Source organism: Anaerocolumna sedimenticola, from assembly GCF_009931695.1.
In the GTDB taxonomy this organism is placed as follows: Bacteria; Bacillota; Clostridia; order Lachnospirales; family Lachnospiraceae; genus Anaerocolumna; species Anaerocolumna sedimenticola.
Genome location: NZ_CP048000.1, coordinates 4,801,769 through 4,820,881, shown reverse-complemented (window position 1 = coordinate 4,820,881; position 19,113 = coordinate 4,801,769). Strand labels below are relative to the sequence as shown.

Below are 19,113 nucleotides of genomic sequence, written 5' to 3'. Positions count from 1 at the left end.
TTTGTGTTAATTTAATTGAAATATTAAGTTAATTTACAAATATAGCTAAATCATGTATAAAATATTAACAAAATAAATATAAATCAGCATGGATTTATTCTACAATATATATTAAGATATGTAAATAGAAAGCTTTACAAATGTAAAATTTTCTAACTTCAAATCATATTTAAATACGGGAGGTAAAAAATGAAAAGAAGGAAACATTTAACAGCTCTTTTATTAGTATTGACTTTAGTAGTTACGTCATTACTGGCCGGGTGTAAGAAGAATGACACTGCCGATACATCCGGTGAAGCAACAACAACTCCAACGGTAGAGGCAACAACTCCGGAACCTACGGAGGAACCAACCCCGGAACCAACTGAAGCAGCAACAACAGAATCACAGGATGCAGCTACAGTAGCAGCTTCTCTTCCAAGAGAAGAAACCCTTTATTTTTCAGGTCAGCAATGGGGCGCTATCAATGACTACAACCCATTCTCCAGTAACTCCAACAACTGGTGGATTGAACAAAATGATGACGCCAGAGTAATGGTTTATGAAACATTATTTATGTATAATCAGAATGATGGTAAATTATACGGTCTGTTAGCAGACAGTTATGAACAAAAAGATAAAGAATTTACCGTTAAGTTAAAACCGGCTGCTAAATGGAGTGACGGAACACCGGTTACTGCGGATGACGTTGTATATACTTTTGATGCTCATAAGAGACTGAATACAGCTCAAGGTTCTCAGTTTGCACCATATATTGATTCCGTGAAAGCAGTTGATCCTCAGACAGTAGTTTTCACTGCAAGCAGCGAAAATTATAATCCTCTGAAAGTACTTGAAGTATTCCCGAAAGTATTTATTGTTAACAAAGCGCAGATGTCCAAACTGGAAGCAGATAACGGTAATGATGCAGATAAAATCAAAACCGCTAAAAATGAAAACCTGATCGCTTCCGGTCCTTACAAACCATATTATGATGATGAAACAAAAGTTGTTGTTGTCAGAGACGACAATTATTGGGGCCAGGACGCTTCTATGTGGGGCAAACTTCCTGCACCTAAATACTTAGCACATAACATCTTTATCGATAACAATGCAGGTGCTGTTGCATTTGAAAAAGGTGAAGTTGACGTATCACAGCAGTTTATGTCAGAAGTTTGGAAGATGTGGGAAGACGGAAAACCAGTTTCCACCTATCTTGATGATGCACCATATTATGCTTGCGTTACACTTCCTACCGCGATCTTTAATGTAACAAAACCGGGTCTTGATCAGGCGGCAGTCAGAAAAGCTCTAGCTATGGCTACCGATTATGAACAGATTGCTACAACCGCTATGAGCGGATATACTCCTTTAATGAGTGATGCACCTCCGGCACTTATGAATCCGACCGATCCGGAACGTGCTTTAATTGATGAAGCTCAATTGAAAGATTTACAATGGAAAGGTAAACAAATTGATGAAGCAAAAGCTTTATTAGACAAAGCCGGTATTAAAGATGCGGATGGTGATGGAATCCGTGAATATGACGGCAAGAACATTGCATTTACCGTACAGTGCCCGTCCGGCTGGACTGACTGGAACTCAGCTCTTGAAATGGTTGCTGCTGCAGGCCAGGCAATCGGTTTGGATGTAACAACCCTTTGGACCACTGCTGCAGAGTGGACCACCAACCGTTTAACAGGTAATTTTGATGTAATTATGAACTCCTATCCCGGAGCAAGTATTTCCAACCCTTGGACCCGTTGCTATCAGACAATGTATTCTACACCTGCAAAAGAAGGTCAGAATGCAGACTGGAATTTCGGACGTTACAGCAATCCGGAAGCTGATAAGATTATTGAACAGATTCCAACTGAAACTGACCAGGCTAAATTAAAAGCATTATATACCCAATTAAATAAGATTTATTTAACAGATGTACCGGCTTTCGCATTAATGTATCGTCCAGGTCTGTTCCATACCGTAAACGAATCCGTATGGACCGGATTCCCTCAGGCTGACGATGGTACTAATGTACCTCCTACCGTTCTTACTGATGGTTATGGTATAGCAGGACTTTATAACCTGACTTTAGTGAAATAATATAAAAGTTAATTAGAGATTGCTTCTGGCGGTCATGATTTGAAATGAAAATAAAGTAAATTCATGACCGCTGATTTATGTTATGACAGAATGGAACCCCTTAAAACGATATATCATAGTTTTAAGAGACTCCAACCAATGAAACGAGGTGTTTGATTTGAAAGGTTATGCAAAGTATTTTTCCAGCAAAATCGCTTGGTATTTATTGACTTTAGTAATTGCAGTTATTCTTAATTTCTTATTGCCCCGTTTAACGCCGGGGAACCCGGTAGCTACAATTGCAAGTAAAGCAGTAACCGGAATGACAGATGCGAATGCGATTCAAAAGGTTTACGAAGATTATTCTAGAATGTTCGGGTTGGATAAATCCCTTCCTGAACAGTTCATATTATATATATCTAATTTATTCAAAGGGGATATGGGGATTTCTTTTGCGTATTTTCCAAGGGAAGTATCCAATCTGATTGGCTCCGCAATCGGATGGACGGTTGCACTGCAGCTTCCGGCTATCTTAGTAGGGTGGTTTCTTGGTAATTTATTAGGAGCAGTTGCTGCCTATATCAAAGGTTCTTTTGATAAAGTTATTTTCCCTATTTTCTTATTTATCAGTAATGTACCTGCATTTGGTATGGCTATTATTCTGTTGTTTATATTCGGTATTTACCTGAACTGGTTTCCGACCAGCGGCGGATACGGATTTGACTTAATTCCTTCTATGAATATTAATTTTATACTATCCGTTATCAGACATTATCAGATGCCATTCTGGTCCATTGTATTAATTACCATAGGTGGTCAGGCCATTGGTATGAGATCTATGTCTATTTATGAGTTAAATGCGGACTATGTAAAATATAGCCGATTTTTAGGAATTAAAGATAAAGTAATTGTAAAATATGTATTTCGTAATGCTATGCTTCCACAGATAACAGGACTTGCACTTTCCCTTGGAACCATGGTAGGGGGAGCGTTAGTAGCCGAAATGATATTCAGTTATCCAGGGCTTGGTACCAGAATGTTAAATGCTGTTACCGGTCAGGACTATCCGGTAATATCCGGCTGCACATTAATTATTACCGTAGGTGTTCTGTTAGCGAATCTTGTTGTAGAAATTCTGTATGGTTTAATTGATCCTAGAATTAAAGCGGCACAGCAGGAGTAAAAGGTGAAAGGAAAAGAGGTGCGAAATGAAACATCAATTACAATTAATATTTAAGTCACAGAAATTTGTTGCCGGATTTGTTATCTTTGCTGCAATCCTTTTATTGATTACCATTTACCCGCTGCTGGTTACAAAAAATCCGTTGGAAATGGTAGGCGGTTTGTTTTATAAACCCGGAACCTATGTAAGTGTTACGGATGCCGTAGATACGAATTCCTATAAAATCAATAAAGATGTTATAGCTGATAAGCTGGCTAAAGCAGCATCAACGGAAGAGCAGCAGTTAATGAAGGACTGGTTATTAAAATACTGTCCTACCGTAAAACCGGAAGAGGTAAATGCTGCAAAAGAAGCTTATGATATTATTGAATTATGGCTGAAATATTATGATAAAGAAGTCAAAATGGAAGGCGCCACAAAAGCAGTAAAAAATCAATATGTAAGATTGTATGATAAGATTGAAAATGTTCTTAATTCTCAGGGATATGTAGTTTCCCAGAAAAACGCAGAAACTGGAGAACTGGAAGAAGTCGCAGTACTTGGAACACAAGCTTTTGTTAATGTAAAGGATATACCAAATCAGGTGACTTTCCCGCTCGGAACCGATAACTTCGGCAGAGATGTTCTTACCGAACTTGTTGCAGCAATTAAAACCTCATTAAAGATTGGGTTACTGGCAGGTACTGTAGCAACAGCAATTGGTTTGACACTTGGTCTGTTAGCCGGTTATGTGGGAGGACTGGTTGATAATATTATCACGTTTGTCACGAACATGTTCACCGTTATCCCATCCTTTATTATATTAATATTAATAGCATCCAGTTTAGGCCAGGCAGGTAGAGGAGCCATGCTGGTGGCGGTAGTTATTGGATTGACTTCGTGGCCTTGGACCTGCAGGTCTGTAAGGGCACAGACGATTTCCTTAAGAAACAGAGATCATGTTAATCTCTCCAAACTTTCCGGCCACAGCTTACCAAGAATTATCTTAACGGATATTCTTCCTTACGTAGCATCCTATGTTGTTATGGCCTATATTCTTCAAATTGCTTCCGGTATTCTTTCCGAAGCACAATTATCCATGATTGGTTTAGGACCAAGTACAAATAAGGTGGCAACGTTAGGACTTATGATGAACTGGGCGATGCAGTTCCAGGCACCGCTGTCATCTGCATGGTGGGCATTTATTCCTGTTGTACTTTCCATAGCACTAATATCATTTTCACTTAACTTAATGAATACCGGCTTAGATCAAGTATTCAACCCACAGTTAAGAGATTAAGGGGGGAATTGAATATGGGAAAGATAATGCTGGAAGTAAATAATTTAAAAACGAAATACGTTACAAGATTTAATGAAAGTGTTTATGCAGTTGACGGCGTATCCTTAAAGCTGGAAGAGGGTAAATCAATTGGTATTGCCGGGGAATCCGGATGTGGTAAATCGACCCTGGCATTAAGTCTTATGGGTTATTATTTTGCACCGCTCCATTATATGGAGGGAAGTATTATAGTAGACGGAAAGAATATTTCAGAGATGACACCGGATCAGGTTCGAAAAACCGTACTTGGTACAGAAATCTCTTATATTCCTCAGGCTGCTATGAATGCATTAAACCCAACTCAGAAAATTATTAATTTTATTGAAGATGTTATACATGCCCATGATCCTAAGATGCCTAAGAATATGATTTATGATTTGGCAAGGGAAAGGTTTGAAGTTTTAAATTTACCCAAAGAAGTATTACAAAAACATGCCGTTGAATTGTCAGGCGGTATGAAGCAGCGTACGGTTATTGCGATCTCAACCATATTATCACCAAAGGTTTTAATTGCAGATGAACCCTCCTCAGCTTTAGACGTAACATCTCAAAAGATGGTTATTAAGATGATGCGTGATTTAATGGTAAAAGGGTTTATCAAATCCATGATATTCATAACCCATGAGCTTCCGTTACTTTATAATGTTACGGATGATATTATGGTTATGTATGCAGGACAGATAGTAGAAAAAGGTACTGCTAAAGAGATGGTATTTGATCCGCTCCATCCTTATTCGAAAGGCCTTATGGGATCCATTATTGTTCCCGAAGCCGGTACCAGGGATGTAAAATTAACGGCTATCCCGGGAACACCTCCGAATCTGAAAAAACCACCGGCAGGCTGTCGGTTTGCAGAACGTTGTAAGTATGCACAACCAGCATGTAAAGTGCAAAGCATAGAGGAAATGCATATGGATGACGGTCGTATGTATCGTTGTATTCTTAATCAGAATCAGTTGAAGGAGGTTGAGAATCATGGCTAAATCCGATGAAGTTTTCTTAAGCGGCAGAGGTGTTACAAAAGTATATGGTTTTGGTGATAAGAAAACCGTTGCCGTAAATAAAGTTGATTTTGATTTCCATAAAGGAGAAATCATATCGATTGTTGGCGAAAGCGGCAGCGGTAAGACTACCTTGGCAAAGATGTTATTAGGGTTACATAGTGTAACTTCAGGTGAAATATATTATAACGGTAAACTTAGGGATATTCGCTCTACACGTAAAAAGAGAGCCTATTGGAAGGGAATACAGGCTATCTTTCAGGATCCTTTTTCCTCCTTTAATGTCTTTAACCGTATTGATACCTTATTACTAGATTGTATTAATATGAGGGGACAAAAAGATTTACCTTATGATAAAAAAGTTGAATTAATGACAGAAGCCTGCAGTTTTGTTAATCTGAAATTTGCTGAATTAACCAAAAAGTATCCATTTGAATTATCCGGCGGGCAGATGCAGAGATTAATGATAGCGAGAATCTTTTTATTAAAACCGCAGATATTAATAGCGGATGAGCCGACCTCTATGATTGATGCCTGTTCCCGAGCAACCATACTGGATATGTTATTAAAGTTACGTGAAGAGATAAATATGACCATTATTTTTATTACACATGATATTGGTCTTGCATATTATGTATCTGATTCTGTTTATATAATGGAACATGGAGTATTTGTAGAAAAAGGAACAGCTGATGATGTAATTCTCCATCCGAAGGCAGATTATACCAAGAGGTTAATCAATGACGTACCTAAGATTTATGAGGAATGGGATTTGTCAACTGTCTAACCAGATAAGCAGCGTAGCGGCTCTAAGAATACCGCTTTGGCTCTTAAGAATTAATATGTATGTTTTTATCCTTATTAGGAAAATAACATAAGCTAACCTTTCAGGCAGGTCTGATTCTGTAAAATTATTTACAGGATCAGGCCTGTTTCCGTTATAAAGGATTCTATAAAGGAAATTCGTATTACTTGCGATGGCTTGTAATTATGAATGGTTTTATGATTCCGGCATATTATTATATAAAAAATCTAAGCAGCCCTGATAACCTATATAAACTTTGGGCCGAATATTGAATAAGGTAAAAAATGAAAACAAAAAAATATAAAATTGTGATGTTTGGAATATTGATAGTTTTAATGCTTAGATTATGTATTATTAATACTAAGATAGGTACCGATTTATCAATACATAAACGGGAGAACGAGACAGTAACGGTATGGAACACTAATTCCGAATTACAAGCAGTGGTAAGGAAAGAAAATGCGATGGCAAAAGAAAAAGTATTAAGTGACGATCAAAAAAAAAGTTATATGGAGCTTTATCCGGATATGTATGTGGAAAGTATCAAACCGGTTATCTATTTAGAGGAAAAAAAGATAGCTTATCTATCTTTTGATGACGGGCCTAGTTATATTACTAGCGATATTTTAGAAACTTTGAATGAACATAATACGAAAGCTACTTTTTTTGTGTTAGGATGTACCATTACCGGGGAAGGAGAAGAATGTCTGAAAGAAATGGTGGAACAGGGGCATACCATTGGTATCCATACCTATTCCCACAATTATAAAAATATATATTCTTCCGTGGAAGCATTTCTGGATGATTTTTATAAGGATTATCTTTTGATATATGAAACGACAGGGGTAAAGGTTAACATCTTCCGTTTCCCCTGGGGCAGTTATAATACTTATAATAAAAATATCCGGAATGAATTAATTGCTGAAATGAAGCGCCGGGGTTTTACATATTATGATTGGAATGTAAGTGCAGAAGATTCCGTCGGTAATCCCTCGGAATACCGGATAAAACAGAATGTATTAAAAGATTTAGACCAATTTGATAATCCCATTATCCTTATGCATGACTCATCCGTTAATCGGTTAACGGCAAAAACTCTTCCGGATATATTGGAATCCATCAAAGAGAAGGGATATGATTTTGATACTTTAGATCATAGAGAGCCGTACCAGTTTGGTTTTTAAGCCCATAAGCTGAACCGTAACTATCACTTTCTTATTCACTAAAGCATATATTGAAAGTGACAATATTGCGAACGTGATGGGTGCAAAAGTATGTGTCTGCAAAGCTTTACACAAACTTCATGTATGCAAAAAACGTACGCAGGAATGGGAAAAATATGAATATTAGAGATTATTATATGGATACTTCCAAATCATTTTCATATCCGAATTTAAGCCAATCCCCCGGACTTTCTTATGGGTATGACTGGAGAAGAATTTATCCTGCACAAATGGAAACCCAGTCCCTTGGCAGACTGCAGGTGAACTGTGTAACCCGGGAAGGATTCAGGCCTGTACCAAATGCAACAGTAAGAATCGCATATACCGCTGATCCTACTTCTACCGCAGAAGAAGTGACAACAAATGATTTAGGTCGTACGGAGGAGATTGAATTAGCTACACCGCCTGTTGAATATAGTTTGGATCCGGCAGTAACAGAACAGCCCTATTCGCAGTATACCGTGAACGTAACAGCACCGGGATTTCAAAGTATAGAAGTTGACGGAGCTCAGCTATTAGGAGGAGTAACAGCATTGCAGCAGGTTGAAATGCAACCAGCACCGGAAAGTACACAAGAAGCGCAAGTTTTCGTCATACCTCCTCATACCTTATTTGGTGACTTTCCTCCCAAAATTGCTGAAGCAGAGATTAAACCAACCGCAGAAACCGGTGAAATCGTTTTAGCTTCTGTTGTTGTGCCGGAATTCGTTATCGTGCATGACGGACCTCCTACGGATACATCGGCCGCTAATTACTATGTGCGTTACAGGGATTATATTAAAAATGTTGCTTCCAGTGAAATTTATGCAACCTGGCCGGATGAAACCATTACAGCCAATGTTTTAGCTATCATGTCTTTTACTTTAAATAGGGTTTTTACGGAATGGTACAGGAATCAGGGTTTTAATTTTACTATTACATCCTCTACCGCATTTGACCATAAATGGATGAGAGGAAGAAATATTTTTACTAATATCGGTTTAGCAGTTGATCAGATTTTTAATAACTTTCTATCCAGACCAAATGTAAGGCAGCCTATTTTAACACAGTATTGTGACGGACGAAATGTTACCTGCCCCGGATGGATGACCGTATAGTAACAGGGTAGCGGCAGCTGTTACTTAAAATAAAAATTTAAACTTCCGTCTTTTTTATTATACACTACTTGATCGATAATGGTGCGTAAGGCTTTATTTTTCGCCAAATCATCAAAAGCATCCGAAGATATCACAGTATAAACAGTATCCAAACAGTTCAATTTTTTTCCTGTATTATCTGGATCACATTCATTTTTATATTCCAATTGATCTTTAATTAACCGGTATTCCTTTTGTATAGCTGTTTTATTTCTTTTATATTCATCCAAAGAATCAATTCCATCTATGTACGCTTTTTTTATTCTATTTTCTTTTTCATGTAACTTATTAAGCTGCAGTTTTAATAATTCAGTATTGCATACAGACGACTCTGATTCGTTGATACAGTAATCAGTTTTTACAGAATAAAGTACTTTTTCCAGGGTTTCCATAACAACGGGTAACAGCTTGTTTTCCGAGATACTGTTGCATACAGGACATTTGCCTTTGGTGTATCCGCTGCAGCAAAATTGCAGAAATCTGGAATTTTTCCTTTTTGTAACTGTCAAACTCCGGCCGCAGTTACTGCATTTTATTACTCCGGTCAACCAATGCTTATATTCGGCGGACGGCCTTGCTTTTCTGGGTAATGGATCTGCCAATCGTTTTTTTTTCTGTGCTTTCTCAAATAATTCCTCCGTGATAATCGGTTCATGGCGGCCTTTGACCATAATCCATTCTGATTTTTCCTTAAGGGTTTTGGAGGCACCATGAAGGTGATTCCAACGGATATATCCTTTATATATAGGGTTTTTCAGGATATAATCGATGGATCTCCGTTCAAAATCTTTTTTCTGTTTTGTCTTATAACCCAAAGAGTTTAAATATTTAGCTATTTGATAATCAGTCATGTCAGCATCAACGTATTTATGAAAAATAAGTTTAATAATTTCTGCTTCTTCGGGAACAATAACCGGAAGTCCGCCTGTATGAAGTATTTTATAACCAAGAGGCGGATTTGCCTGGTAACCGCCTCTTAAAGCTTTTTCTGTCATACCTTTCATTACTTCATCCGCAAGATTTAAGGAATAATATTCCGCCATTGCCTCAAGCATAGCTTCTAATATTACACTGAATTTGTCGTCTTCAAGCTGCTCCGTTATGGATATTACTTTAATATTACATTCTTGTTTCAGCAATGATTTGTATACTATGCTGTCTTCCCTGGAACGGCTGAACCGGTCAAAGCGGTGAACCAATATGATATCAAAAGGTTTGGGTTTCTTTTTGGCGGTTGCTATCATATTCATAAATCCGGGCCGTTTTTCTGCTTTTCTGCCGGAAATACCCTCATCGACAAAGATATATTCCTGACAGACCAATATATTATTGCGGTTTGCATACTCTAATAATAATCTTTTTTGGGCATCCGGTGAGAATTCTGCCTGATCCTCAGTACTTACCCGAATATAGAGTGCTGCGGTCTGCATATTTACCAGCTCCTCTTTATTATTATATTTGAATAGGATTAGGGTGTAAAACCTAAGTACCAACGACTTCCTATAGATGCTCATCAAACTATAGGAGACATCCCGCTATGCAGAGGTGTAGATGTGCAAATTGACGAATGTTAATTATTTGTATGGCTTTTGACACCAATTACCTAATTATATTTGAAAAAAGGTGGAAAAATTCTCAGATCAGAAATATGTACAAACCGATTTTCATAGATTTGTAACAGAGACGGTAGTGTGAAAGAAAATATTGGATAAGGAAAGGATGCCGCGATGTGATTCTTTCACTCCTTTTTGATTGTGGCAGTATCGCAGGCCTGCCTGCGATATGAGGTGAGTGTAAAGTATGAAACAGGAACTGAAAGTAAATATTTATATCAATATAGAAAATCAATATGAACCTTGGGATTCCTTTACGGAGGAAAAGAAGAGAAAGATAGGAACTGCTCTTAATGATAAAGCATTAAGAGCTATGGGATACATTCCTACTTCTGAGATAAATGGGAAGCAGTCGGAAATGAATCATTAATTTTCTAATACCCATAAATGCTGGTTAATGAAATAGGTCAGGTTAACTTGTTTCCGAGATCTGCCCGTGGTATACAAGCAGCAGTAAGTTGTAAAACCACTTCCATCTTTGGTGAATGTTACACCGTCAATCTTCACCTTGCAGATATTCCCATATAAGTCTGTCAGGCTGATATATACCGGCATAATTTTACCTTCGCGGTTGAAAGCCGCAATCACGGATATGGGCTGGCATTTTGAATAATCAATTATAGTACTAATAGTAGTGGTTTCAAAGAATGGCATAATCATCACCTCACAAGAATTATAGTAAACATATGTTCTAATATCAATGGGAATTATAGGAGGAAGACAAGGAAAACTAGGTAAAGTATTTCTGCTTTCTGCTTTAACGAAAAGATTAATATTCACGTAAAAAATAGATAATGACAGAGGAGTGGCCAGTAGGTATTCCTACTGGCCATGTTTATGAAAAAAATTATTAAGCTTTATTAATGCTATGAATTTATTATAGCGTTCATTTATGTACATAGTTTTATGAATTTGTGAAGGAACTGTTAAGATTTATTAACGGATGTTTAGAAATTAAAAGCTGAAATACCGCCTGAAAGCATCTTATATAAAACTATAATCCTTTCAGACAGCATCGCATATAAAATAAAAGTATATCTGTAGCACTAAGTATAATAGAAGTACTAAGTATAATAGAAGTATTAAGTATAATAGAAGTATTAAGTATAATAGAAGTACTAAGTATAATAGAAGTATTAAATATGATAGAAGTACCAAATATGATAGTAGTACCAAATATGATAGAAGTACTAAATATAATAAACGTACTAAATATATTAGTAGTACTAAATAAATTAGTACGATAATATTGTTAAATATAAATATAAAAACAGGTGCTATATGTTTAAAAGGTCAAAAAGAAAGATATCAAATTCGAATTTCCTGCCCTTTAGTAAAAAACTCTTGGAATATTCGAGGTTTGAATGCTGGGCAATGACGGTAGCATTATTTTTGATGCAGGGATTCGGGATTGATACCGGAGAACTCTATCAGGTCTGTCTTGCCGGTTGGGGAGGTTATGGCGTAGCAAAAGCATTGTATTACAATATGGCGAAATCAGACCATCAGATTCAGCTGCTAAGGAAAATAGAACCGGATGCTGCAGGCAAGATAAAAGATATCATTATGGATAACACGGAAAAATTATTAAAAAGCAGCATAGATGATAATGCAGAAGATAAAAACAAAGAGGAATAAATTTATACCCTGTTGCTATATGGATGACCCAATGGGGTTCTAAAGAATTGGGAGACCAAGGTCTTACTGCCATTCAGATAATCCGCAATTTCTATGGATCGAATATGTATATTAATTCGGCAAATGAAGTAGCAGGAGTACCCGCATCCTGGCCGGGTTCCAATCTGACAATCGGGTCCAGGGGCGACAGTGTAAGAATGATTCAGGAACAATTAAATGCCGTTTCTGATGTTTATACCGTAATACCGAAAATTGCCGTTGATGGAGTATATGGCCAGCAAACCGCCAATGCTGTCAGTGCTTTTCAACAGACATTTGGTTTACCGGCAAACGGGATTGTAGATTTCCCTACCTGGTATAGAATCTCTGAGATATATGTAGCCGTAACCAGAATAGCAGAGTTATAAAATAGATTTTATAAGTACAATGAATCCTTTGATCAATGTATAAGTTGAAGTGGCAAGAGCTGATATATCAAATATAACCTCAATGAAAAGGGCTTAAGGCTTTAAGATTTTATTAAATCTTAAAGTGATTAAGCTCTTTTTACTTACACAAAAGCAAAGTGAGAATTAATGGGCTTGCTTTTCACCAATTCGAACGGGCACGGGAACCGGAGAAACTCGCAAAGCGTGTTTCATCCGGTTGATCCAATAAGGAAGATAACCATTACAGAAAAAGCTGAACATTTTACTTGATTAAATCAGGATTATAATTTATAATTATAAACGAAAATGAATAATAATAAATTTGCGATAAATTAAAAAATAGGTGTTGCATTTTAAATAAAGATATGATAGAATTTTGACAATTTGGGTATCTGTAGACTCTGCAGTTACTTAAAAATGCACTACATTATTTGAAAGGAACAGGTGGAAGTTATGAAAGCTTTTCTAATACTGGAAGACGGTAATGTTTTCACAGGTAAAAGTATTGGTTCAACTAGGGATATGATTAGTGAAATAGTATTCAACACCTCAATGACAGGATATCTGGAGGTGCTTACGGACCCATCTTATGCAGGTCAAGCCGTTGTGATGACTTACCCGTTAATCGGAAATTACGGTATCTGCTATGAAGATATGGAATCAAAAAAACCATGGGTGGACGGATATATTGTAAGAGAAATTGCAAGGCGCCCAAGTAACTTCCGAAGTGAGGACAGCATTGAAACCTTTTTGACGGAGAAGGACATACCCGGAATTGCTGGAATTGATACCAGGGCCTTAACTAAGATATTAAGGGAAAAAGGTACCATGAACGGGATGATTACTACCAATGAGAACTTTGTTTTAGATGATGTCATGAAGAAATTAAAAGCACATCGCGTAACAAAAGTAGTTGAAAAGGTAACCTGCACTGAAAAAAAGAACTATTATGCGAAAGAATATGTAGCAACGGATGCAGATAATGCAAGAAGCGGACTTAAAATTCATCCTTACCGAATAGGTAATTTTAAAGTTGCCTTATTGGATTACGGTTCAAAAGAAAATATCAAAGACTGCTTATTAAAAAGAGGGTGTGATGTTACCGTTTATCCTGCCTTAACAAAAGCAGAAGAAATTCTTGCAGAAAACCCGGATGGAATTATGTTGTCCAACGGACCCGGAGATCCAAAAGAATGTGTGGAAATAATCGAAGAAATTAAGAAAATGTACGCAAGTAATGTCCCCATCTTTGCTATCTGTCTGGGTCACCAATTAATGGCCCTGGCTAATGGCGGGGATACCAAAAAAATGAAATACGGACACAGGGGTGCCAATCATCCGGTAAAAGATCTAAAGACCGGCAGAGTATATATCTCTTCCCAGAATCATGGGTATGTAGTGGAAGACGGTTCCATGAGTGAAACAAAAGCAGAGAAGAGTTTTATCAATGCCAATGACGGAACCATAGAAGGGTATCATTATTTGGGAAAGAATATATTTACGGTCCAATTCCATCCGGAAGCTTGTGCCGGACCGCAGGATTCAGAGTTCCTTTTCGATGAGTTTATTCAGATGATGGAGGTACAATAATGCCAAAGATCGATAGTATTAAAAAAGTTTTGGTTATAGGTTCAGGTCCAATTGTTATAGGCCAGGCGGCAGAATTCGACTATGCAGGTACGCAGGCCTGCCGTTCCTTAAAAGAAGAAGGAATCATCGTTGTGTTAGTTAACTCTAATCCGGCTACCATTATGACGGATAAAGATATAGCAGATATGGTTTATATTGAACCATTAACTCCGGATATCGTAAAAAAGATAATCTTAAAAGAAAAACCGGATAGTGTACTGCCCACACTCGGCGGTCAGGCAGCCTTAAATATCGCCATGGAATTAGAAGAATCCGGATTTTTAAAAGAAAATGATGTTAAATTAATCGGTACTACTTCAGAAACCATTAAAAAGGCAGAAGACCGGCTGGAATTTAAAACAACCATGGAAAAAATCGGTGAGCCTTGTGCACCAAGTACGGTTGTTACTACAGTAAAAGATGCGGTAGCATTTGCAGAAACCATAGGTTATCCGGTGGTTGTCCGTCCGGCATATACGCTTGGCGGAAGCGGCGGCGGAATTGCCCAGGATGAAGAACAATTAATAGAAATCTGCTCCAACGGCCTTCGTTTAAGCCGCGTTGGACAATGCTTAATTGAACGTTGCATTGCCGGCTGGAAAGAAATCGAATACGAGGTAATGAGGGATAAACAGGGTAACTGTATCACGGTATGTAATATGGAAAATATTGATCCGGTCGGAGTACATACCGGTGACAGTATCGTAGTTGCACCATCCCAGACTTTATCTGATAAAGAATATCAGATGTTAAGATCCTCCGCGCTTAATATTATTACGGAGCTTAATATAACCGGTGGATGTAATGTTCAATATGCACTCCATCCCGACACTTTTGAATACTGTGTTATCGAAGTAAATCCGCGAGTAAGCCGTTCCTCCGCTTTAGCTTCCAAAGCGACAGGATACCCTATAGCAAAAGTAGCGGCAAAGATTGCTCTTGGTTATAATCTGGATGAAATAAAGAACGTGATAACCGGTAAGACTTATGCAAGTTTTGAACCTGCACTGGATTATGTTGTAGTTAAGATTCCTAAGTGGCCTTTTGATAAATTTATCATGGCGAAGAGAACCTTGACCACACAGATGAAAGCAACCGGTGAGGTTATGAGTATCTGCACGAATTTTGAAGGGGCCTTAATGAAGGCACTTCGTTCTCTGGAACAGAATATCTACAGCCTGCATTACGGCAAATATGAGCAATTTAAGACGGATGAAATCAGGGAGAAATTATACCAGATCGATGACCGCAGATTATTTGTCATTGCAGAAGCTATCCGCAGAGGAATTTCCTATGATGAAATACACAATATAACAAAAATAGATAAATGGTTCTTAGACAAGATTGCCATACTGGTAGAAATGGAACAGGAATTAAAGACCAAACCGTTGACGAAAGAGTTAATGGAAGAAGCCAAGAGATTGGAATTCCCGGACCGTGTTATTGCTGAATTCTCCGGAAAGTCTTTGGATGAAGTGAAAAGGCTACGAAAGGAAGAGTATGAAATCACACCTGCCTATAAAATGGTAGATACCTGTGCTGCTGAGTTTGAAGCAAGTACACCCTATTATTACTCCTGTTTTGCCAGTGAAAATGAGGTGGATCCGGTTAAAACGAAAAAGAAAGTTATGGTGTTAGGGTCCGGCCCTATCCGGATCGGTCAGGGGATTGAATTTGATTATTGCTCCGTACACAGTGTATGGGCATTAAGAAAAGCGGGATATGAAACCATAATTGTAAACAATAATCCGGAGACAGTAAGTACGGACTTTGATATTGCGGATAAATTATATTTTGAACCATTAACACCGGAGGACGTGGAAAGTATCGTTGACTTAGAACAGCCGGATGGAGCCGTAGTACAGTTCGGCGGACAGACAGCAATTAAGTTAACGGATGCCTTATTAAAGATGGGTGTTCCTATTCTTGGAACCTCAGCAGAAAATGTAGATGCGGCGGAAGACAGGGAGTTATTTGATGCTATCCTGGAAGAATGCTGTATCCCAAGACCTGCAGGCAAGACCGTGTTTACCACGGAAGAAGCGATAACCGCAGCGGGTGAATTAGGATATCCGGTATTAGTCAGACCTTCCTACGTATTAGGCGGTCAGGGCATGCAGATTGCAATATCAGATAATGATATCAGAGAATTTATGGAAATCATAAACTTGAATGTACAGGAACATCCGATTCTCGTTGATAAATATTTAATGGGTAAGGAAGTTGAAGTAGATGCCGTATGTGACGGGGAAGATATTTTAATCCCCGGTATTATGGAGCACGTGGAACGCGCCGGAATCCATTCCGGAGACAGTATCTCCGTATATCCTGCCCAGAATATAACGGAAAGACTGCAGAACGTCATAGTGGATTATACCAGAAAGCTTGCAAAATCCCTTAACGTAATCGGACTTATAAATATACAGTTCATCCTGTATCATGATGAGGTTTATGTAATCGAAGTAAATCCACGTTCCAGCCGTACGGTACCTTATATCAGCAAAGTAACCGGTATCCCGATTGTAGGTCTGGCTTCCCGTGTCATATTAGGTGAAAAGATTAAGAATTTGGGATATGGAACCGGGTTAGCACCTAATGCAAAGTATATAGCAATTAAGATGCCGGTATTCTCCTTTGAAAAATTACACGGTGCGGATATCAGCCTCGGACCGGAAATGAAATCTACCGGGGAATGTTTAGGAATTTCAGAGACATTTAATGAAGCTTTGTATAAAGCATTTTTAGGTGCAGGAATCAATCTTCCGAAGCACAAAAAGATGATAATGACCGTAAAAGATGCAGATAAATTGGAGTCTGTAGAAGTAGGCAGAAGATTTAAGGCACTTGGTTATGAAATCTATGCGACCAGAAGTACGGCAAAGTTTTTAAATGAAAATGGGGTGGAAGCGATTCCGGTTAACAAACTGGATAAGGAAGCACCGACTATTATCGATTTGATTCTTGGGCATGAAATTGACCTGGTTATTGATACACCTACCCAGGGCCGTGATAAATCAAGGGACGGATTTTTGATCCGCCGTACCTCCATTGAGACGGGCGTAACCTGTCTGACATCTTTAGACACAGCGAATGCTTTACTAACCAGCTTGGAAAATGCGGATATAGATAATATTTCATTAATTGATATAGCAAAATTATAATTAAATAGAAAGGTCTGTTGTAAAATACTAAAAGTATAAATTTACAACAGACCTTTCTGCATTAAGCAAAATAAGTTTCCTTAACCCGTGATGGTTTCTCCTCTTAAACTGTTAAAGGAATTATAAATATCCAATATACCGTATCCCCATTCCCGGTTTGGATATGCGGTATTCGGAGCTCTTTTTGCTCCTCGTATTAACAGATTTTTAATTTCCACACTGTCAAGTTGTGTGTAATTGCCCTCAATAATGCCCCATTCCAATATCATTGCAGCAATACCTGCCGTATGAGCGGCAGCAACACTGGTACCCGATCTGGTTGTGTATGTATTTCCCGGAGCAGGGCCTACCAGGTTGACTCCGGGAGCCGCCAGGTCAGGGCTGATGTTGTTCGTTCTGGTAAATCCCCTGCTGGCATTGATATATAAACTTTGATTGGTGTAATCATAGGCAGTAACAACAATAGGAATGTACGTGTTACCAGGAGAGGTCAGAGTGGTTTCCGGTGTCGGTTGTGTGAAATAAGTCTGATCACCAATAAAATTCGTAATGGGAAGCCATATGTTAAAACGGGAATCCAAATCGGTATTCGAATATACACGGAATCGCCAAATTCCTTCCGTGGGATTTCTAAAGCGGATTAAAATTAATTGATCACCTGTCTGCGCTTCTACTATTTGATAATCTACAAAAATAACGGTTTGCTCAAAGATAAACCGGATTACTCTGGTTTCCCCGATCCTTGCCGGAATCCTTGGTATGAATTCTCCGGTAGGAGAAAGGATATCAATAGAGAAAGTACTGGGGGCTTCACCCCATAACTCCATGGAGAATCCACCCTCACCCGGACCAACCCTTAATTCCACCGTTTGATATTCCGTACCGCGGGTGATGGTACTTGCGAAATGATGTCCCCAGTTCCCTTCATTTCCTGCGGCTATGGATACACCGATACCCCTGATATCTGCTAAAGCAGAAAGGTAGTTACTTAATACGCCGCGTTCATCATGGCCACCCTGAGAAGTTCCAAAACCGATACATATAGATAAAGGCCTCATCAGCCTATTGGCTATATTGACTAAATAATTGATTCCCAGCATAATATCCGTTTCCTGGTAACAGACGGCATCTTGTGGTATTGAAAAAAAATTACGGGTAAATTGCTTGGCCTGCCTTAATTTTACCACTACAAGATCAGCAAAAGGAACAACACCGGAAAAATTATTTTCATTGCTTTCTGTTCCGGCTACAATACCTGCTATAAAAGTACCATGCCCATCTTCATCTCTGGTTGGCACCACAGAATACGGATCTGTATTTCCAAGAGCAAGGTTAAGCTGTTCCTGTGTGTATTCCGAACCATAAAAAAAACCTTCCGGAGACTGACCTGTTTGTATGGTCTGATCCCAGATAGAATATATTTTAGTCGTACCATCAGCATTTTTAAATGCATTATGGGTATAATCAATCCCTGTATCAATAATTCCTATTAATACACCCTCACCCCTTAGGTTGAAAACTGGAATATTACGAATTCTGGTTACCCCGGAGGCTTCCAGGCTGCCGGTGTCCATTAAACCAAAACAACTGGGATAAATGCTATATCCATATAATTGAATTAAATTATCAGGCAGACCGCTGATAGGAGCATAAACAACAGCATGTGTTGTAGTAAGAGGAGCATAGCAGGTATTTTGTCTTGCTGTAAACTGATCAAATGACGGTCCAAATTCAAATATAAATTCAGCATAATCTTCGCTGAGGGCATATTCTCTGCAATTTTGATCCAAGGTAATCATCTCCATTTAATAGAATTCATTAATTAAATATATGAGTAAATATCCTTATTATTCTATTTTACCAAGGAGCATACCTTTATATTATTCGAATACAAGGAAGCTTTTAACTTTTCCGGGG

The 19,113-nt window shown here is 38.2% G+C and carries 14 protein-coding genes and 1 pseudogene; 12 read left to right on the top strand and 3 right to left on the bottom strand.

Translation table 11 applies throughout. The annotated features are described in order from the left end of the window. Nucleotides 1-189 precede the first annotated feature (189 nt). The 7 genes from Ana3638_RS21500 (at nucleotide 190) to Ana3638_RS21470 (ending at nucleotide 8,688) form a co-directional block, all read left to right on the top strand. Entirely contained in the window at nucleotides 190-2,082 is a 1,893-nt protein-coding gene (locus Ana3638_RS21500) for an ABC transporter substrate-binding protein (protein ID WP_161839866.1), read from the top strand. 157 nt (nucleotides 2,083-2,239) lie between these two features. Further along, complete coding sequence (locus Ana3638_RS21495; protein WP_161839865.1) at nucleotides 2,240-3,244, top strand: ABC transporter permease; 1,005 nt, start codon at nucleotides 2,240-2,242, stop codon at nucleotides 3,242-3,244. Nucleotides 3,245-3,269: 25 nt separating this feature from the next. After that, nucleotides 3,270-4,523 (top strand): ABC transporter permease, encoded by a 1,254-nt coding sequence (locus Ana3638_RS21490; protein ID WP_161839864.1) that lies wholly within the window; start codon nucleotides 3,270-3,272, stop codon nucleotides 4,521-4,523. A gap of 14 nt (nucleotides 4,524-4,537) precedes the next feature. Further along, a complete protein-coding gene (locus tag Ana3638_RS21485) occupies nucleotides 4,538-5,545 on the top strand; it encodes an ABC transporter ATP-binding protein (RefSeq protein ID WP_161839863.1) in 1,008 nt (335 codons plus the stop codon). After that, the gene (locus Ana3638_RS21480) at nucleotides 5,538-6,350 is read left to right on the top strand and encodes an ABC transporter ATP-binding protein (RefSeq protein WP_161839862.1); all 813 of its coding nucleotides are present in this window, start codon (nucleotides 5,538-5,540) and stop codon (nucleotides 6,348-6,350) included. Before Ana3638_RS21485 ends, Ana3638_RS21480 begins: the two co-directional genes overlap by 8 nt. A 302-nt stretch (nucleotides 6,351-6,652) precedes the next feature. Beyond that, nucleotides 6,653-7,552 (top strand): polysaccharide deacetylase family protein, encoded by a 900-nt coding sequence (locus Ana3638_RS21475; RefSeq protein WP_161839861.1) that lies wholly within the window; start codon nucleotides 6,653-6,655, stop codon nucleotides 7,550-7,552. Nucleotides 7,553-7,707: 155 nt separating this feature from the next. Next, a complete protein-coding gene (locus tag Ana3638_RS21470) occupies nucleotides 7,708-8,688 on the top strand; it encodes a carboxypeptidase-like regulatory domain-containing protein (protein WP_161839860.1) in 981 nt (326 codons plus the stop codon). A gap of 20 nt (nucleotides 8,689-8,708) precedes the next feature. Here the strand turns inward: Ana3638_RS21470 and Ana3638_RS21465 are convergent, their stop codons facing one another. Continuing rightward, nucleotides 8,709-10,157, bottom strand: coding sequence for a recombinase family protein (locus Ana3638_RS21465; RefSeq protein WP_161839859.1), 1,449 nt, complete (start codon nucleotides 10,155-10,157; stop codon nucleotides 8,709-8,711). A gap of 370 nt (nucleotides 10,158-10,527) precedes the next feature. On the opposite strand from Ana3638_RS21465, the gene Ana3638_RS21460 reads away from it, so the two are divergent. Continuing rightward, nucleotides 10,528-10,710 carry a hypothetical protein gene (locus Ana3638_RS21460; protein ID WP_161839858.1) on the top strand — a complete coding sequence of 61 codons (183 nt, stop codon included), beginning with the start codon at nucleotides 10,528-10,530 and terminating at the stop codon, nucleotides 10,708-10,710. Here the strand turns inward: Ana3638_RS21460 and Ana3638_RS21455 are convergent. Continuing rightward, the gene (locus Ana3638_RS21455; RefSeq protein WP_161839857.1) at nucleotides 10,707-10,994 is read right to left on the bottom strand and encodes a hypothetical protein; all 288 of its coding nucleotides are present in this window, start codon (nucleotides 10,992-10,994) and stop codon (nucleotides 10,707-10,709) included. The two genes, Ana3638_RS21460 and Ana3638_RS21455, sit on opposite strands and share 4 nt — an antisense overlap. A gap of 627 nt (nucleotides 10,995-11,621) precedes the next feature. On the opposite strand from Ana3638_RS21455, the gene Ana3638_RS21450 reads away from it, so the two are divergent. The 4 genes and pseudogenes from Ana3638_RS21450 (at nucleotide 11,622) to carB (ending at nucleotide 17,196) form a co-directional block, all read left to right on the top strand. Beyond that, complete coding sequence (locus Ana3638_RS21450) at nucleotides 11,622-11,978, top strand: hypothetical protein (RefSeq protein WP_161839856.1); 357 nt, start codon at nucleotides 11,622-11,624, stop codon at nucleotides 11,976-11,978. A 20-nt stretch (nucleotides 11,979-11,998) separates the two neighbouring features. After that, nucleotides 11,999-12,385: pseudogene (locus tag Ana3638_RS21445) on the top strand (peptidoglycan-binding domain-containing protein); the annotation flags it as partial. Nucleotides 12,386-12,859: 474 nt separating this feature from the next. Continuing rightward, nucleotides 12,860-13,996 (top strand): carbamoyl phosphate synthase small subunit, encoded by a 1,137-nt coding sequence (locus Ana3638_RS21440; RefSeq protein WP_161839854.1) that lies wholly within the window; start codon nucleotides 12,860-12,862, stop codon nucleotides 13,994-13,996. Then, nucleotides 13,996-17,196, top strand: coding sequence for a carbamoyl-phosphate synthase large subunit (gene carB, locus Ana3638_RS21435; RefSeq protein WP_161839853.1), 3,201 nt, complete (start codon nucleotides 13,996-13,998; stop codon nucleotides 17,194-17,196). The genes Ana3638_RS21440 and carB overlap by 1 nt, the downstream gene beginning before the upstream one ends. Before the next feature lie 80 nt (nucleotides 17,197-17,276). Here the strand turns inward: carB and Ana3638_RS21430 are convergent, their stop codons facing one another. Continuing rightward, complete coding sequence (locus Ana3638_RS21430) at nucleotides 17,277-18,986, bottom strand: S8 family peptidase (RefSeq protein WP_161839852.1); 1,710 nt, start codon at nucleotides 18,984-18,986, stop codon at nucleotides 17,277-17,279. Nucleotides 18,987-19,113: the final 127 nt, after the last annotated feature.

What these genes read in the sequence shown, in the direction of transcription:
- Ana3638_RS21455 (WP_161839857.1), bottom strand. Translation starts at nt 10,994, where the DNA reads ATGCCATTCTTTGAAACCACTACTATTAGTACTATAATTGATTATTCA.
- Ana3638_RS21470 (WP_161839860.1), top strand. Translation starts at nt 7,708, where the DNA reads ATGAATATTAGAGATTATTATATGGATACTTCCAAATCATTTTCATAT.
- Ana3638_RS21440 (WP_161839854.1), top strand. Translation starts at nt 12,860, where the DNA reads ATGAAAGCTTTTCTAATACTGGAAGACGGTAATGTTTTCACAGGTAAA.
- Ana3638_RS21485 (WP_161839863.1), top strand. Translation starts at nt 4,538, where the DNA reads ATGGGAAAGATAATGCTGGAAGTAAATAATTTAAAAACGAAATACGTT.
- Ana3638_RS21460 (WP_161839858.1), top strand. Translation starts at nt 10,528, where the DNA reads ATGAAACAGGAACTGAAAGTAAATATTTATATCAATATAGAAAATCAA.
- carB (WP_161839853.1), top strand. Translation starts at nt 13,996, where the DNA reads ATGCCAAAGATCGATAGTATTAAAAAAGTTTTGGTTATAGGTTCAGGT.
- Ana3638_RS21480 (WP_161839862.1), top strand. Translation starts at nt 5,538, where the DNA reads ATGGCTAAATCCGATGAAGTTTTCTTAAGCGGCAGAGGTGTTACAAAA.
- Ana3638_RS21465 (WP_161839859.1), bottom strand. Translation starts at nt 10,157, where the DNA reads ATGCAGACCGCAGCACTCTATATTCGGGTAAGTACTGAGGATCAGGCA.
- Ana3638_RS21490 (WP_161839864.1), top strand. Translation starts at nt 3,270, where the DNA reads ATGAAACATCAATTACAATTAATATTTAAGTCACAGAAATTTGTTGCC.
- Ana3638_RS21500 (WP_161839866.1), top strand. Translation starts at nt 190, where the DNA reads ATGAAAAGAAGGAAACATTTAACAGCTCTTTTATTAGTATTGACTTTA.
- Ana3638_RS21450 (WP_161839856.1), top strand. Translation starts at nt 11,622, where the DNA reads ATGTTTAAAAGGTCAAAAAGAAAGATATCAAATTCGAATTTCCTGCCC.
- Ana3638_RS21475 (WP_161839861.1), top strand. Translation starts at nt 6,653, where the DNA reads ATGAAAACAAAAAAATATAAAATTGTGATGTTTGGAATATTGATAGTT.